Raw genomic sequence first — 14,244 nt, 5'->3', positions numbered from 1 at the left:
CCGCGATGGTGAGCGACACGACGACCACTGCCCTGCCGGAGCCGCGCACGGAGCGCATCGCGTGGCGGGGCCGTAGGCACCGGTGGACGGTGCGGTGGAGCCCGTACGCGTACCTCGCGCCGTTCTTCGCCTTCTTCGCCGCGTTCGGGCTCTTCCCGCTCCTCTACACCGGCTGGGCGTCGCTGCACCGGGTGGAGCTGACCGCGCCCACGGACATGGAGTGGGTGGGGCTGCGCAATTTCTCCCGCCTGCTGGTCGACGAGTTCTTCTGGAACGCCCTGAGGAACACGGTCACCATCGGGCTCCTGTCCACGGTCCCGCAGTTGGTGATGGCGCTGGGCATCGCGCATCTGCTCCACCACCGGCTGCGCGGCTCGATGTTCTTCCGGGTCGTCGCCCTCACCCCGTACGCCACGTCCGTCGCCGCCGCGACGCTCGTGTTCGTGCTCCTCTTCGGCCGGGACTACGGGGTGGTGAACTGGGCGCTGGGTCTGGTGGGCGTCGATCCGGTCGACTGGCAGAACGGCACGTGGACCTCGCAGGTCGCGGTGTCGACGATCGTCATCTGGCGGTGGACGGGCTACAACGCGCTGATCTACCTCGCCGCGATGCAGGCCGTCCCCGACGAGCTGTACGAGTCGGCGGCGCTGGACGGCGCCTCGTGGTGGCGGCAGTTCGTGCACGTGACGGTGCCGTCGCTGCGGCCGACGATCCTGTTCACGTGCGTGGTGTCGACGATCGGCGCGACGCAGCTGTTCGGCGAGCCGCTGCTGTTCAACGGCAGCGCGGGGGCGACCGGCGGTTCGGAGCACCAGTTCCAGACGCTGGGGCTGTATCTGTACGAGCAGGGCTGGGTGAACCTCCACCTGGGGCGCGCCTCGGCGATCGCGTGGGCGATGTTCCTGATCCTGGTGCTCCTCGGGGCGGCCGTGGCGCTGGTGGGCGCGTACCGAAGGAGGACGGGGTGAAGGCTCGCGCAGGCCTGGTGACGTACGCCGTGCTGATCGTCTTCGCCGTGCTGTCGCTGTTCCCGCTGGTGTGGACGGCGATCGCGGCGTCCGGCACCAATGGCCGCCTCGCGAGGACGCCGCCGCCCTTCTGGTTCGGCGGCGACCTGCTCGGCAACCTGCGCATCGCCTGGACCGACGCCGACATGGGCCTGGCGCTGCTCAATACGACGGTCGTGGCGAGCACGGTCGCGGCGGGCACGGTCCTGTTCTCGACGCTCGCCGGTTTCGCCTTCGCCAAGCTGCGCTTCCGCTTCAAGAACGCGCTGCTGCTGCTGGTGATCGGCACGATGATGGTGCCGCCGCAGCTCAGTGTGGTCCCGCTGTTCATGCTGGTCGCCGAGTTGTCGTGGACGGACCGGCTCCAGTCCGTCGTCCTGCCGGCCCTGGTGAGCGGCTTCGGGGTGTTCTTCATGCGCCAGTACCTGCTGCGGGCGCTGCCCACGGAGCTGGTCGAGGCTGCCCGTGTGGACGGCGCGAGCGGGCTCAGGGTGGTGTGGCACGTCGTCTTCCCGGCCGCCCGGCCGGCGATGGCGGTGCTGGCCATGCTGACGTTCGTGATGTCCTGGAACGACTTCTTCTGGCCGATCATCGCCCTCACCCAGAGCAACCCGACGGTCCAGGTCGCCCTGACGAGCCTCGGCCGTGGCTACGTCCCCGACCAGTCGGTCATCATGGCGGGTGCCCTGCTGGGCACGCTGCCGCTGTTGCTGGTCTTCGTGGTGTTCGGCCGGCAGATCGTCGGCGGCATCATGCAGGGCGCGGTGAAGGGCTGAGTACGGGAACGGGGAGGGGTGCGCTCCGGCCGGGTGGGGGGCGGGCCCGGCCGGAGCGCTCGTCAGGTGGTCGGTTGGGGGCTTGGCTACGTGTACGAGGCGAACGCCTTGGTGAAGGCCAGCGGCTGCTGGAGGATCGAGCTGCACGTGGCGTCCGCGTGGTTCACGGCGCCGGCGGCGCACTGCTTGTCGCGGGTCGAGGACCACATGGACAGCCCTCCCAGGCCCTTGGACTTCGCGAAGTCGACGAGCTGCGTGGCGTCGTCGACCGTGAAGATCTCGGTGGTGACGTCGTTGACGCCGATCATCGGGGTGACGGCGACGGTCTTCCACGCGGCCGCGTCCGACAGCCCGAGCACGCCCTTGACCTGCGCCTGGGTGGCGGTCGCGGCCTGGATGGCGTACTGGCCCATGTCACCGTTGTACGCCGGGCCGTAGTCCATCGCCATGATGTTGACGGCGCCGGTCTTCACGCCGGTCTTCTTCGCGTCCGCGAGCAGGTCCACGCCCGGCTGCGTCAGGCCCTCCGGCATGACGGGCAGGGTGAAGGAGACGTCCAGGCCCGGGTGGGACTTCTGGAGCTGGGCGATGGCCTGGGCGCGGCGGGTGTTGGCGGCGGTGTCGGGCAGGGCCGCGCCCTCGATGTCGAAGTCGACCTTGGTGAGCTTGTACTGGTCGACGACCTTGCCGTACGCCGTGGCGAGGTCGTCGGCCGTGGCGCAGTTGAGGGCCAGTTCGTGGCCGGCCGCGCCGCCGAACGACACGCGCACGTCACCGCCCTTGGCGCGCAGGGCGCCTATCCGGGCGGCGACCTTGTCGCTCGCCAGGTCGGTGACTCCGCCCCACAGGGGGGCGCAGGAGCCGCCGGAGGTGATGAAGGCGAGGGTGAACTCCTTCACGCCCGTCTTGGCGGCGGTGTCGAGCAGGTCGTACGCCGGGTGGAGCGAGGTGTCGACGTACGGGGCGAATCGTGCGCCGCCGGAGCCCTGCGTGGGGGTGGGCGTGGGGGTGGGGGTCGGCTTCGCGGCGGTCGGAGCAGAGGCGGTCGGAGTAGGGGCGGTCGGGGTCGGCGTGGGTTTGGTGGTCGCCGTCGGGGTGGGTGTCGGCTTGGGCTGCTCGGTGGGTCGGCCGCTGGGCTGCGGCGTCGCGCCGGCGTCGGCCGAGCAGGTCACGTCGTTGATCAGGCACGTGGCAGGGTCGCCGGCCTTCCTCGCCGCGCTGGTGACGAAGCCGACCGTGACGGAGGCGCCGGGTGCGAGCTCCTTGTTCCAGCTCGCGGGCTTCACGGTGACGTGCTGCCCGTTCACGGTGTGGTCACCGTTCCACAGGGAGCCGATCTTCGTGCCGGCGGGCAGGTCGAATTCGAGCGTCCAGTCGGTCTGGGCCTTGTCCGTCTCGTTGGTGATGACGTACTGGCCGGTGTAACCGCCGTCCCAGGAGCTGGTCTTGGTGTAGACGGCGCCCACGGCGGCCGCCTGCGCGGTGCCGGTGAACGCGAACGCCGCGCCGCCGGTCACCGCGGCCGCCATGACCGCGCCGATCGCCTTGCTCCTGCCGCTCGTCCTGCGCCGGTGCGCGGCCCTGCCTGTGGTGCTCATCGCGTGCCTGCCTCTGTGTGGGGGGTTGGTGGTGCGGCAGCACGCTAGCGAGCCTGAAACGGACAAATGGCCACTATTGGGCGGCGGTTGCGGATCTTAGGCTCGGCTTAAGGAAGCCATGGGAGCCGATTAATGATGGGTGCGCCGCCGGCGCCGTACCCGGTGCCCGCGCCCCCGCCCGCGTCCCTCCGCCGGGCCGCGCCGCGCGTCCAGCCCGATCCAGACGCGGACCTCCGTACCGCCGAGGACCGAGCGCCCGATGCGTACGTCCCCGCCCGTCGACTCCGCGACCCGCCGCACGATGTCCAGCCCGAGGCCCGTCGAGCCGTCCCGCGCCCCGCTGTTGCCGCGCGCGAGGGCGGCCTCCGGGTCGGCGATACCGGGCCCGGCGTCCGAGACGAGGATGATGACGGCGTCGTCGCCGTTGTGGACGTCGACCGAGAAGGCGGTGCCTTCCGGGGTGTGGCGGAAGACGTTGCCGAGCAGCGCGTCCAGTGCGGCGACCAGCTCGGGGCGGGCGACGGGGATGCGTACGGGCCGGTCGACGCCCGCGAGGCGCACCTTGCGGCCCTCGTCCTCGGCGAGCGCGGACCAGAAGCCCATCCGTTCCCGTACGACTTCGGAGGCGTCGCACCCGGCGCCCGGGCCGGTCGCCTGGGTCTGCGGTTTGGCCTCCCTGGCCGTACGGATGATGGTGTCGACCTCCCGTTCCAGCTGCTCGACCGCCGCCCGCGTCTGGTCGGCGGCCGGCCCGTCGCCGAGGGAGGCGGCGTTGAGGCGCAGCACGGTCAGGGGTGTACGCAGCCGGTGGGAGAGGTCGGCGGCGAGTTCCCGTTCGTTGGCGAGGAGCTGGACGACCTGGTCGGCCATGGAGTTGAACGCGACGGCGGCGGACTTGAGTTCGGTGGGCCCGTCCTCGGGTACGCGGGCGCCGAGTTTGCCCTCGCCCAGTTCGTGGGCGGCGTGCGCGAGCCGCTGGGCGGGCTGCACCATGCGCACGCCGAGCCGGTCAGCGACGGCGACGGAGCCGACGACCAGGGCGACGCCGACTCCGGCGAGGATCAGCCAGGCGGTGGCCAGGCCGTTGGAGACCTCGCCCTCGGGGACGTACACCTCGACGATCGCGATCTGGCCGGTGCTGATGGCGGTCGGCTGGAGCAGGGCGTAGCCGCCGGGGACCTCGGTGGTCGAGGCGCGCGGGACGCGCTGCACGGTGGCGAGGTCCTCCCCGGTGGCGCGGCCCGTGCCGATCTCCATGGGTGCGGCTTCCGCGGAGGCCGGGATGTGCACGGCCAGGTGCCCGGCGGCGCCCGCCTGGGTGGAGGCGACGGCCCGGTCGAGCTGGGCGCGGTCGGTGGTGATGGACAGGGAGGTGCCGATGGCCGCGGCCTGCCGTTCGGCGTTGGTGAAGGCCCGGTCGCGGGCCATCTCCTTGATGACGAGCCCGAGGGGTACGGCGAACGCGACCACGACCATCACCGTGACGGCCAGCGCCACCTTGACGAGCGCCCATCTCACTGCGGCGGCTCCAGCTTCACTCCGACGCCCCGCAGGGTGTGCAGGTAGCGGGGTTTGGCGGCGGTTTCGCCCAGTTTGCGGCGGAGCCACGAGAGGTGGACGTCGATGGTCTGGTCGTCCCCGTACGACTGCTGCCACACCTCGGCGAGCAGTTCCTTGCGCGGGACGACCACGCCCGGCCGGCCGGCGAGGAACGCCAGCAGGTCGAACTCGCGCCGCGTCAGGTCGAGGCGCACCCCGTCGAGTTCCGCCTGGCGCCGCAGCGGGTCGACGGTCAGGCCGCCGACCTGGAGGACGCTGCTGGGCGGCGCCTCACCGGCGGCCGCGCGGGAGCGGCGCAGCACGGCGGCCATCCGCGCGGACAGGTGCTCGACGGAGAACGGCTTGGTGAGGTAGTCGTCGGCGCCGTCGTTGAGGAGCCGTACGATCTCGGCCTCGTCGTCCCGCGCGGTGGCGATGATCACGGGTACGTCGGTGATGCCGCGCAGCATCTTCAGCGCCTCGGACCCGTCCAGGTCGGGCAGTCCGAGGTCCAGGATGACGACGTCGAAGCGGAAATGGGCGACCTCGCGCAGCGCCTCCAGGGCCGTGCCGACGCTCCGTACGGTGTGGGAGGCCTCGGTCAGGTGCCGGATGAGGGCGGAGCGCACGAACTGGTCGTCCTCGACCACGAGCACACTTGCCATGGGCGGCACCGTACGCCATACGGCGCAATGAGGGGGACCGGTGTTGACGTCTGGGGTGGGTGGTGCAGGATGGCCCGGATGCGTAGAGGACTCGTACATGCCATGGCGTGGTCGCTCGCCACGGGCGCGGCGGTCACTCTGTCGTGGTGGGGTGTGCACACGGTGATGGCCGGGACGGCGTACGACCCTCCGCGCGCCCTGCCGATCACGGCCGACCGCCCGGCGGCGGCGCCGAGCGTGGCGCCGCAGGCGTCGTCCACGCGGCGCCCGGAGGCATCGCCGGCGCCGAGTGCCACGCCGTCCGCGTCCGCCTCCCGCACGCAGAGCCGGAAACCGTGGGTCGCCCCGTCGCGCCCCCCGGCACCGGAAACGAGCGCGCCACCCGCGAGCACCGGCGAGGTGAAGAGCGTCACGGTCGACGGCGGCCGGGTGGCCTTCGACATCGGTGCCTCGTCGGCGGAGCTGGTCTCGGCGACCCCGGCGGCGGGCTGGCAGATGCAGGTGTGGAAGCAGCCGACGTACATCCGTGTGACGTTCAGCAAGGACGGCCGGGAGACCGACGTGTTCTGCACATGGCACGACCACGCGCCGATGGTGCAGATCGAGGAGCGCTAGGGCGTGTCCGGCGAGGCGCGCTCACTCCTCGTCGGCCGGGTAGGACTTCGTCCAGGTGGCGCCGCAGCGGCACTGGTAGTGCTCGATGAGTTCACCGCTCTCGGAGACGCCCATGCCCTGGTGGACGCGAACATGGACATGCCTACCCATGAGTGTCCTCTTTCCGTACGGGGGGACAATTGGCCGATTTTCGCCTCGGCGTCTCATTCCTGGCAAGGACTCGCCCACCATGCGGACGGCCGCCGGCATCCGGTCAGTGGAACACCGACGGGGGCGGTACGGGGGAGTCCTTGGCGCTCGCGTCGGTGATGGGGACCGCCCCGCCCGTGAAGTCGGTCAGCCCCCGCCCGTGCTCCACCCGCCCGGGGTGCGGATCGGTGGCGACCCGGCGGGTCAGTTCGGCGACGGGCAGGGGCACGTCGGAGGCGAGGAGGACGGCGTTGCCGAAGCGGCGCCCGCGCAGCACGGTCGGGTCGGCGGCGAGCGCCAGCTCGGGGAAGACGGCGGCGGCCGTGGCGACCTGGCCGCGCAGATGGGCCAGCGGCGGCCCGTCGGCGAGGTTGGCGGCGTAGTGCCCGCCGGGCTTGAGGACGCGCCGTACGTCGGCGAGGAACTCGGTGCTGGTGAGGTGCGCGGGGGTGCGGGCGCCGCTGAAGACGTCGGCGATGACCAGGTCCGCCCAGCCGTCCGGCACCTTGCCGAGCCCGGCGCGGGCGTCGGCGCTGCGGACCCGTATGCGGGCGGCCGGGTCGAGCGGCAGCTCGCGGCGCACCAGCTGCACGAGGGGCGCGTCCAGCTCGACGATCTGCTGGGTGGAGCGGGGCCGGGTGGCGGCGACGTACCGGGCGAGGGTGAAGGCACCGCCGCCGAGGTGGACCACCTGGAGGGGCCGTCCGGGAGGTGCGGCGAGGTCGGCGACATGGCCGAGTCGCCGCTGGTAGGCGAAGCCCAGCCGGGCCGGCTCGTCGAGGTCCACGTGCGACTGGGGCGCCCCGTCGATGAGCAGCGTCCAGGCCCGCGCGCGCTCCGGGTCGGGTACGAGCTCGGCGACCCCGCCGGCCACGGTCTCGACGACGGCCTCGGCCACCGAGTCGCGCCCGCGCCGCTTGTTCCTTGCCATCCGCCCATTATCGGGCCCCGGGGCGGGCCCCGGTGCTGTCGGCAGGTCCCCCGGTGCTATCGGCAGGTGCCCGGGCGCTATCGGCAGTTGTCGGCGGCCTCGATCAGACGGGCGGCCTCGCCGAGCGCTTCGCGCAGGACGACCGGGTCGGTGACCGGGCCGGTGTCCGTCGGGGGCAGCAGCCAGCCCGTGCCGGAGACGGGGGGCTCGGGCTGGGCGCCGGGGAGGGGAGGGATCCGCAGGCCGCGCCCGGAGGTCTGGGTGCAGGCGCTGCCCGGCATGTCCCAGCCGGCGGCGGTGCCCGGCGGGACGAGGAAGCCCAGGGTGTCGCACGACCCGTCGTGCAGCACCGGTCCGACGAGCGGGGCGCCGCCGCGCCGCAGGATGTCGACGGCTTCCAGGCCCTGACGGGCCGGGACGGTCACCAGATCACAGGGCTCGCCCTCGGTGGGCGGGGCGCTCGCGTCCGGTGTCGGCCAGTGCTGTGCGGTGGTGGGTGACGCGCCACCGGACTGCGGATTCACCTGCATGCCGACCTCCAACAAGGGATCCCCTCCTCGCTCGAGTCCCCGTATGGAGACACGTTGCGTCTCTCCGCATGGTTCAACGCCCATGCGCGTCAACGGCTACGGCGGCACGCCGCCGCAAAGGATGGCAGTTCATGGCGGATCGCGGACGAGATATCCGATTTGTAGCCAAACACTGCGTGGTCGGTCCGTCACAGCAGGTACGTTCTTGCTCCGCCGGAACAACGGCAGTGCAGTACGCAGGAGAGGGCTCGGCCATGGCGACGTCACGGGCAGTTCCCAATCTCGCCTTCCGCCGACTGCGCGGGCAGCGCTCCCCGGGGGAGTTCGCGGCCGCGGTCCGCCGGGCCGCCCGGGAGATCGGCGAGCAGGTGGCGTGTGACGCCCGCTACATCGGGCGTGTGGAGTCGGGCGAGATCCGCTGCCCGAACTACGCGTACGAGCGGGTGTTCCTGCACATGTTCCCCGGGCTGTCCCTGACGGATCTGGGGTTCGTCGCGCGGGAGCGCGTACGCGGCCGGGGGGCGCGTGCCGCGGCCGCCGCCGTACCGGCGCCACAGACCACCATCCGGAACGATGAGGAGAGCGACGTGCTGCGTCGCGCATTCATGACGAGCGGCACCGCCACGGTGGCGGCCGCCTCGCTCGGTATCGGCGGCGCCGTCCCCGCGCCGCGTGCCGGCGGCAGGTTCGGCGAGGCCGAGGTGAACGCCGTCGAGGAGGCGGTGCGACGCATCCGCCTGTTCGACGACCGGCACGGCGCCGACCGGCTGTACCGGATGGCCGCCGAGCCGCTCCGTACCGCCTACGCGCTGCTGGACGCCGGGACGGCGACCCGCCAGTCCGCCGCCGACCGGATGCAGGCGGGCGCCGGTGAGCTGGCGCTCTCGGTGGGGTGGCTGGCGCACGACTCGGGCCGCCTGGAGGACGCCCGCTCCCACTACGCGGAAGCCCTGGCCACCGCGCGCGTGGCGGGCGATCCCGCCCTGGAGGCGCACGCGTTCTCCAACACCTCGTTCCTGGCCAGGGACGAGGGCCGGTTCCGGGAGGCGGTACGGGCGGCGCAGGCCGGGCAGCGGGCGGGCAAGCACCTGTCGTCGGCGCGGCTGCTGTCCCTGCTGACGCTGCGCGAGGCGGGCGGCTGGGCGGGGCTGGGCGACCGGGCGGCGTGCGAGGAGGCGCTGGGGCGGGCGCACACCCTGTTCGGGCGCGGTCCGGGCGACGCGGACCCGGAGTGGATGTCGTTCTTCGGCGAACCGGAGCTGGAGGCCCTGGAGGCGCAGTGCTGGTCCGCCCTGGGCGACTGGTCGCGCGCCGCCCGGCACGCGCACCGCGCGACGGTCCTGCAGGACCCGCACTTCACCCGGAACCTGGCGCTCTACCGGGCCCAGCTGGCGGCCGACCTGGCGCGCGGCGGCTCCCCGGAGGAGGCCGCGGCGGCCGGTGAACGGGTGCTGGACCTGCTGGACGAGGTCCAGTCGAGCCGCATCCGCGCGATGCTGGCCGAGACGGTCGCGCTGCTGGCGCCGTACCAGGGCAGCGCGGCGGTCACGGCCTTCCTCGCCCGCCGCGCGGTCCTGGAGGCGCCCTAGCTCTCCAGGTGGCCGGTGTCGTTCCAGCGTTCGATCGCGGGGGCGCCGTAGGCCCAGCCGAGGGCCGACAGGCTGGTCGGGTCGAGGCGGATGCGGGCCGCGAAGGAGACGTCCTCGCCCAGCCAGCGCGCCGCGATGGAGCGCAGGATGTGGCCGTGGGCGAAGACCAGGACGTCCCGGTCGGCCGAGCGGGCCCAGGCGACGACCTCGTCCGCGCGGGCGGACAGCTGCGCCAGGGTCTCCCCCTGGGGCACGCCGTCGCGCCAGATGAACCAGTCCGGCCGGCCCGCCTTGATCTCGGCCGGCGTCATGCCCTCGTACGCGCCGTAGTCCCACTCCATCAGCGCGTCCCAGCGCTCGGCGCGGTCGCCGAAGCCGGCCAGTTCGCAGGTCTCACGCGCGCGTGCCAGCGGACTCGTACGGATCTCGAAGCCGTCCAGGCCGTCCCAGGGCCCGCGGTGGAGCCGTTCGCCGAGCAGCTTCGCGCCCCGGCGGCCCTCCTCCAGCAGCGGTATGTCCGTCCTGCCGGTGTGCTTGCCGAGCAGCGACCATTCGGTCTGGCCGTGCCGGGCGAGCAGGATCCGCGGTGCCATGAGGGCTCTCCCGAAGTTCTCGCGTGGGGTGTCCGTCCATCATCGCGCACGGCCCCGCCGCCACGGATGGTGGGGATCCGGGCCCCGGTTGTCAGTGCCGGATGCGAGACTTCCGCGGGTGAGCGAATCCCTGGGCAGCGGACCGGTTCGGCGTCCGCAGACGACACTGCGGCACCAGCTCGCCGAGCTGCGCGGCCCCGCCACCGCGCCGCATCCGCTGGATGCCCGCGCGCTGGCGGCGCTGGCCGCCAATCCCGGCTGCAAGCGCCGGGCGCTGCTGGACGGCGCCGGGGTCGACAAGGCGGCGCTGGCGTCCGCGCTCGGGGCGCCGTCGGGCTTCGGGCAGTCGCAGTTCGCGTTCATGCGGGGCAATGCCTTCGAGGCCAAGGTGAAGGCCGACGGCGGCATGGAGCTGATGCGGCTGCTGGGCGTCGCCGAGCCAGAGGACGTCCGGGTCCCCGACCTGGCGGCGGCCGGGCCGGAGGGCCGTGCGGCGCGTACGGCGCTGGCGCTGCGGGAGGCGACGGCGGCGGGGGCGTGGTCGCTGCTCGACCATCCGATGCTGGCGCTGGAGGTGGCCGGTTCGCCCGCCTACCTGGAGCCGGACGCGGTGGTGGTGCGTCCGGACGGGCGGTGGACGGTCGTGGAGATCAAGTCGTTCCCGATGATCGACGGCTCGGCGGACGCGGCGAAGGTGGGCGCGGCGGCCCGGCAGGCCGCGGTGTACGTGCTGGCGCTGGAGCGGGTGGCGGCGCTGACGGAGGGCGCTTCGGTGGCGCATTCGGTGCTGCTGGTGTGCCCGAAGGACTTCTCCAACCAGCCGACCGGCTCGGTCGTCGATGTGCGCAAGCAGTTGTCGGTGACGCGGCGGCAGCTGGCCCGGCTGACCCGGATCGAGGACATCGCGGCCGCGCTGCCCGAGGGGGTCACCTTCGATGTGGCGGCGTGCTCGGCGGAGCAGCTGGCGGCGGCGGTGGAGGCGGTTCCGCATGCGTACGCGCCGGAGTGCCTGGCCGCGTGCGAGCTGGCGTTCCACTGCCGTGACCGGGCCCGGGCGGCGGACGCGGTGGAGGCGCTGGGGCGTTCGGTGCGCGGCGAGCTGGGCGGCCTGACGACGGTCGGCGCGGTGCTGGCGGCGGCGCGAGGCGAGGCAGGCGACCCGGACGATCCGGCGGTGTCCGCGCTGCGGCGGGCGGCGGCGCTGCGGGCGGAGTCCTTGGAGGGCGCATGTCGCTGATCTCCACGCTGGCGCGGCTGGAGGCCGTCGAGTCCGGGCGGGCGCAGCCGCTGGCCACGGTGCGGCACCGGCACGTGTCGGAGCGGCCGCTGGTCCTCGTACCGCTGACGACCGCCGGTGAGGCCGGTGCGCCGCTGGGGGCGCTGGTGGGGACGGACCGGGAGGAGCCGCGGCTGCTGGTGGTGGCGCAGCCGCGCGACCGGGACCTGCGGTTCGCGTTCCTGGCGGACCTGGCCGAGGCGGTCATCCCCCACCTCGACGGGTACGCGGACGAGGTCGAGGCCGCCGAGCGCAATGAGACCGACCCGGAGACCGGCAAGAAGGTCAAGGTCGAGGTGGAGCTGTGCGCGGACGCGCCGCAGCTGATCGTGCCGAGCCGCGCGGGCGTCGAGTACGTACGGCTGCTGGGCCGGTCGATGCGGTTCCGGCGTACGGCCGAGCAGGATCCGGAGACGCCGTTCCCGGCGCCGCCGCGTGTGCCGCTGCTGGGGCGGTGGCTGACGCACTACGGGGAGCGGGCGCGGGTGCCCGGTTCGTCGCTGCTGCTGGCGGCGACGGACCTGCTGAGCCGGCACTGGGCGACGGGTCAGTCGTCGCTGGAGGACCAGCACCTGGGGGCGCTGCTGGCGTGGATCGACACACCCGAGGGTGAGTCGGGCGCGGAGGCGGCGCTTCGGGCGGAGCTCGGACGGGACCGGGACGGGCAGTTGCTGTGCCCGCCGGCCGGTCCGGCGACCGATCCGGCGTTCGACAACCGGCTGCTGGCGCCGGCGATCGAGCGGTACGACCGGGCCCGGCAGGCTCTCGCGTCGGTGGAGGACGGGGAGGCGGCCGACGAGCGGCTGGGCGAGCTGCACCGGGCCGAGGGTGAGGTCCGGCGGCTGATCCTGACCCAGCTGCGGCCCACGTGGCAGGCGGTGTGGCGGGCGATCGAGCTGGTGCGGGAGTTGCCGCCGGGCGCGCGGGTCGCCGACCGGTGGACCCGCGACCGCTGGTCGTTCACCGGCCACCGGGACCGGGTGCGGGCGGGCGAGCCGCCTCAGCCGCGCCGGGACGACGCCGTGACGGCGGCGAACAAGCTGGCCGCGCGGGAGAGCGCCCAGGCGCAGCTGGAGGCGCAGGAGGCGCTGGACGACCCGCTGGTGATGGCGGGGCGGCGACTGGCGGGCGAGGCGTTCCTCGCCGAGGTGGTGGACGTGACGATGGCCTGGTCGGAGTCGAAGCGGCCCTCCCCTCGGCCGCTGCTGACGGTGCGGACTGACGACCGGCCGCACCTGGGTGACCGGGTGAAGGTGTACCGGTCTCTGGACGGCAAGCCGCAGGCGGCGGAGTTCGTACGGCACGAGGAGGACGGGGCGCTGGTGTTGCGGCTGCTGGACCGGATGGGACGTTCGAAGGACCCGGCGGAGGGCTCGGTGCCGGAGAAGGGGGACCGTCTGGTGTGGACGCTGTTCGAGCACGACCAGCGGGTGGGCCCGAAGCTGCCGGACCCGGAGGAGACGCCGTGGACGCACGGCGGTCCTCCCCGGAGCGATGCCGAGAGCCCCGACCCCGTGACCCCGGAGGACCTGCTGTGACGTTCGATCCTTCCGCGGAGGCCGCCCGGGCGACCCGGGAGATCCTCGACGACACGCTGCACGGCGACGCGCGGGGCGTCGTCGTGGACTCGCCGCCGGGCGCCGGCAAGTCGACGCTCGTCGTGCGGGCCGCGCTGGAGCTCGCGGCGGCCGGCCGGCCCCTGATGGTCGTCGCGCAGACGAACGCCCAGGTCGACGACCTGGTGCTGCGGCTCGCCGAGAAGGAGCCGGAGCTGCCGGTGGGCCGGCTGCACAGCAACGACTCGGACCCGTACGACAAGGCGCTCGACGACCTCGGCAACGTACGCAAATCGGCGAAGGCGGCGGACCTGGCCGGGCTGGACGTGGTGATCTCGACGGCCGCGAAGTGGGCGCATGTGAAGGGCGTCGAGCCGTGGGGGCACGCCATCGTGGACGAGGCGTACCAGATGCGGTCGGACGCGCTGCTGGCGGTGGCGGGGCTGTTCGAGCGGGCGCTGTTCGTGGGCGACCCGGGGCAGCTGGACCCGTTCAGCGTGGTCGGCGCGGACCAGTGGGCGGGCCTCTCCTACGACCCCTCCGCCAGCGCGGTCTCGACCCTGCTCGCCCACAACCCGGACCTGCCGCAGCACCGGCTGCCGGTCTCCTGGCGGCTCCCGGCGTCGGCCGCGCCGCTCGTGTCGGACGCGTTCTACCCGTACACGCCGTTCCGCAGCGGGACGGGGCCCGGAGACCGGCGACTGTCCTTCGGGGTGCCGTCGGACGGCTCGGGCCCGGACCGGGTGCTGGACGAGGCGGCCGAGTCGGGCTGGGGCCTGCTGGAGCTGCCGGCCCGGCACACCCCGCGTACGGACCCGGAGGCGGTACGGGCGGTGGCGCTGGTGGTGCGGCGGCTGCTGGACCGGGGCGGGGCGGCGACGAGCGAGCGCGCCGAGGACCCCGTACCCGTCACCCCGGACCGGATCGCGGTCGGCATGGCCCACCGCGACCAGGCGGCGGCGGTGCGGGCGGCGCTGACGGAGCTGGGCGTCTCGGGGGTCACGGTCGACACGGCGAACCGTCTCCAGGGGCGGGAGTACGACGTGACGGTCGTCCTGCACCCGCTGTCGGGCCGCCCGGACGCGACGGCGTTCCACCTGGAGACGGGCCGCCTGTGCGTGCTGGCCTCCCGTCACCGGCACGCGTGCGTCGTGGTGTGCCGGGCGGGCGTCGCGGACCTCCTGGACGAGCACCCGTCGACGGAGCCGGTGCAACTGGGCGTGACGGTCAAGTTCCCGGACGGCTGGGAGGCGAACCACGCGGTGCTGTCCCACCTGTCGGAGCACCGGGTGGCGTGGTCACCGTAGGAACCGGGTGGCCGGGCCGGGCGTTGTCCTCACCCGGCCCCTACGCCCTGGGAGCGTGAGGGAACCCCACTCC

Annotated in this window: 14 protein-coding genes; 7 read left to right on the top strand and 7 right to left on the bottom strand. The window is 73.5% G+C overall.

Features of this window, described 5'->3' with window-relative positions; all coding sequences use genetic code 11:
• The first annotated feature begins 5 nt into the window (after positions 1-5).
• Entirely contained in the window at positions 6-968 is a 963-nt protein-coding gene (locus tag BKD26_RS00920; protein ID WP_084895302.1) for a sugar ABC transporter permease, read from the top strand.
• Positions 965-1,783, top strand: a complete 819-nt coding sequence (locus BKD26_RS00915; RefSeq protein ID WP_241518464.1) for a carbohydrate ABC transporter permease — start codon at positions 965-967, stop codon at positions 1,781-1,783. Before BKD26_RS00920 ends, BKD26_RS00915 begins: the two co-directional genes overlap by 4 nt.
• An 86-nt stretch (positions 1,784-1,869) precedes the next feature.
• On the opposite strand, the gene BKD26_RS00910 is transcribed toward BKD26_RS00915, so the two are convergent.
• The 3 genes from BKD26_RS00910 to BKD26_RS00900 form a co-directional block, all read right to left on the bottom strand.
• Positions 1,870-3,381, bottom strand: coding sequence for a cellulose binding domain-containing protein (locus BKD26_RS00910; protein ID WP_084894677.1), 1,512 nt, complete (start codon positions 3,379-3,381; stop codon positions 1,870-1,872).
• A gap of 129 nt (positions 3,382-3,510) precedes the next feature.
• A complete protein-coding gene (locus tag BKD26_RS00905) occupies positions 3,511-4,899 on the bottom strand; it encodes a HAMP domain-containing sensor histidine kinase (protein ID WP_084894675.1) in 1,389 nt (462 codons plus the stop codon).
• Positions 4,896-5,585, bottom strand: coding sequence for a response regulator transcription factor (locus tag BKD26_RS00900; RefSeq protein ID WP_084894673.1), 690 nt, complete (start codon positions 5,583-5,585; stop codon positions 4,896-4,898). The genes BKD26_RS00905 and BKD26_RS00900 overlap by 4 nt, the downstream gene beginning before the upstream one ends.
• 69 nt (positions 5,586-5,654) lie before the next feature.
• Here BKD26_RS00900 and BKD26_RS00895 point away from each other — a divergent pair, with 69 nt between their 5' ends.
• Positions 5,655-6,200, top strand: coding sequence for a hypothetical protein (locus BKD26_RS00895; RefSeq protein ID WP_084894671.1), 546 nt, complete (start codon positions 5,655-5,657; stop codon positions 6,198-6,200).
• Positions 6,201-6,221: 21 nt separating this feature from the next.
• Here BKD26_RS00895 and BKD26_RS41920 read toward each other — a convergent pair whose 3' ends face one another.
• The 3 genes from BKD26_RS41920 to BKD26_RS00885 all read right to left on the bottom strand — a co-directional run bounded on the left by BKD26_RS41920 (position 6,222) and on the right by BKD26_RS00885 (position 7,850).
• On the bottom strand, positions 6,222-6,350 hold the full coding sequence (locus BKD26_RS41920; protein WP_277622316.1) for a hypothetical protein: 129 nt from the start codon (positions 6,348-6,350) through the stop codon (positions 6,222-6,224).
• A 103-nt stretch (positions 6,351-6,453) separates the two neighbouring features.
• On the bottom strand, positions 6,454-7,320 hold the full coding sequence (locus BKD26_RS00890) for a fused MFS/spermidine synthase (protein WP_084894669.1): 867 nt from the start codon (positions 7,318-7,320) through the stop codon (positions 6,454-6,456).
• 77 nt (positions 7,321-7,397) lie between these two features.
• Positions 7,398-7,850 carry a hypothetical protein gene (locus BKD26_RS00885; protein ID WP_073752921.1) on the bottom strand — a complete coding sequence of 151 codons (453 nt, stop codon included), beginning with the start codon at positions 7,848-7,850 and terminating at the stop codon, positions 7,398-7,400.
• A 254-nt stretch (positions 7,851-8,104) separates the two neighbouring features.
• On the opposite strand from BKD26_RS00885, the gene BKD26_RS00880 reads away from it, so the two are divergent.
• Positions 8,105-9,439 carry a transcriptional regulator gene (locus BKD26_RS00880; RefSeq protein WP_084894667.1) on the top strand — a complete coding sequence of 445 codons (1,335 nt, stop codon included), beginning with the start codon at positions 8,105-8,107 and terminating at the stop codon, positions 9,437-9,439.
• On the opposite strand, the gene BKD26_RS00875 is transcribed toward BKD26_RS00880, so the two are convergent.
• Entirely contained in the window at positions 9,436-10,032 is a 597-nt protein-coding gene (locus tag BKD26_RS00875) for a histidine phosphatase family protein (protein WP_084894665.1), read from the bottom strand. The two genes, BKD26_RS00880 and BKD26_RS00875, sit on opposite strands and share 4 nt — an antisense overlap.
• 118 nt (positions 10,033-10,150) lie before the next feature.
• Between BKD26_RS00875 and BKD26_RS00870 the strand changes: the two genes are divergently transcribed.
• The 3 genes from BKD26_RS00870 to BKD26_RS00860 are packed head-to-tail and all read left to right on the top strand — an operon-like array spanning position 10,151 to position 14,171.
• Positions 10,151-11,269 carry a hypothetical protein gene (locus BKD26_RS00870; RefSeq protein WP_084894663.1) on the top strand — a complete coding sequence of 373 codons (1,119 nt, stop codon included), beginning with the start codon at positions 10,151-10,153 and terminating at the stop codon, positions 11,267-11,269.
• The gene (locus BKD26_RS00865; RefSeq protein ID WP_084894661.1) at positions 11,260-12,846 is read left to right on the top strand and encodes a hypothetical protein; all 1,587 of its coding nucleotides are present in this window, start codon (positions 11,260-11,262) and stop codon (positions 12,844-12,846) included. The genes BKD26_RS00870 and BKD26_RS00865 overlap by 10 nt, the downstream gene beginning before the upstream one ends.
• Positions 12,843-14,171: an AAA family ATPase gene (locus BKD26_RS00860; RefSeq protein WP_084894659.1), complete on the top strand. Its 1,329-nt coding sequence runs from the start codon at positions 12,843-12,845 to the stop codon at positions 14,169-14,171. Before BKD26_RS00865 ends, BKD26_RS00860 begins: the two co-directional genes overlap by 4 nt.
• The last annotated feature ends 73 nt before the right edge of the window (positions 14,172-14,244 follow it).

It is taken from the genome of Streptomyces sp. CB03238, assembly GCF_002099185.1.
Classification (GTDB): domain Bacteria; phylum Actinomycetota; class Actinomycetes; order Streptomycetales; family Streptomycetaceae; genus Streptomyces.
Note: the sequence above shows the minus strand (reverse complement) of the source record. Positions and strands in the feature narration are given on the sequence as shown.

Excerpts from the sequence above, each read along its gene's own strand:
- BKD26_RS00920 (WP_084895302.1), top strand. The coding sequence starts at position 6 with ATGGTGAGCGACACGACGACCACTGCCCTGCCGGAGCCGCGCACGGAG.
- BKD26_RS00910 (WP_084894677.1), bottom strand. The coding sequence starts at position 3,381 with ATGAGCACCACAGGCAGGGCCGCGCACCGGCGCAGGACGAGCGGCAGG.
- BKD26_RS00900 (WP_084894673.1), bottom strand. The coding sequence starts at position 5,585 with ATGGCAAGTGTGCTCGTGGTCGAGGACGACCAGTTCGTGCGCTCCGCC.
- BKD26_RS00895 (WP_084894671.1), top strand. The coding sequence starts at position 5,655 with ATGGCCCGGATGCGTAGAGGACTCGTACATGCCATGGCGTGGTCGCTC.
- BKD26_RS41920 (WP_277622316.1), bottom strand. The coding sequence starts at position 6,350 with ATGGGTAGGCATGTCCATGTTCGCGTCCACCAGGGCATGGGCGTCTCC.
- BKD26_RS00890 (WP_084894669.1), bottom strand. The coding sequence starts at position 7,320 with ATGGCAAGGAACAAGCGGCGCGGGCGCGACTCGGTGGCCGAGGCCGTC.
- BKD26_RS00885 (WP_073752921.1), bottom strand. The coding sequence starts at position 7,850 with ATGCAGGTGAATCCGCAGTCCGGTGGCGCGTCACCCACCACCGCACAG.
- BKD26_RS00880 (WP_084894667.1), top strand. The coding sequence starts at position 8,105 with ATGGCGACGTCACGGGCAGTTCCCAATCTCGCCTTCCGCCGACTGCGC.
- BKD26_RS00875 (WP_084894665.1), bottom strand. The coding sequence starts at position 10,032 with ATGGCACCGCGGATCCTGCTCGCCCGGCACGGCCAGACCGAATGGTCG.
- BKD26_RS00865 (WP_084894661.1), top strand. The coding sequence starts at position 11,260 with ATGTCGCTGATCTCCACGCTGGCGCGGCTGGAGGCCGTCGAGTCCGGG.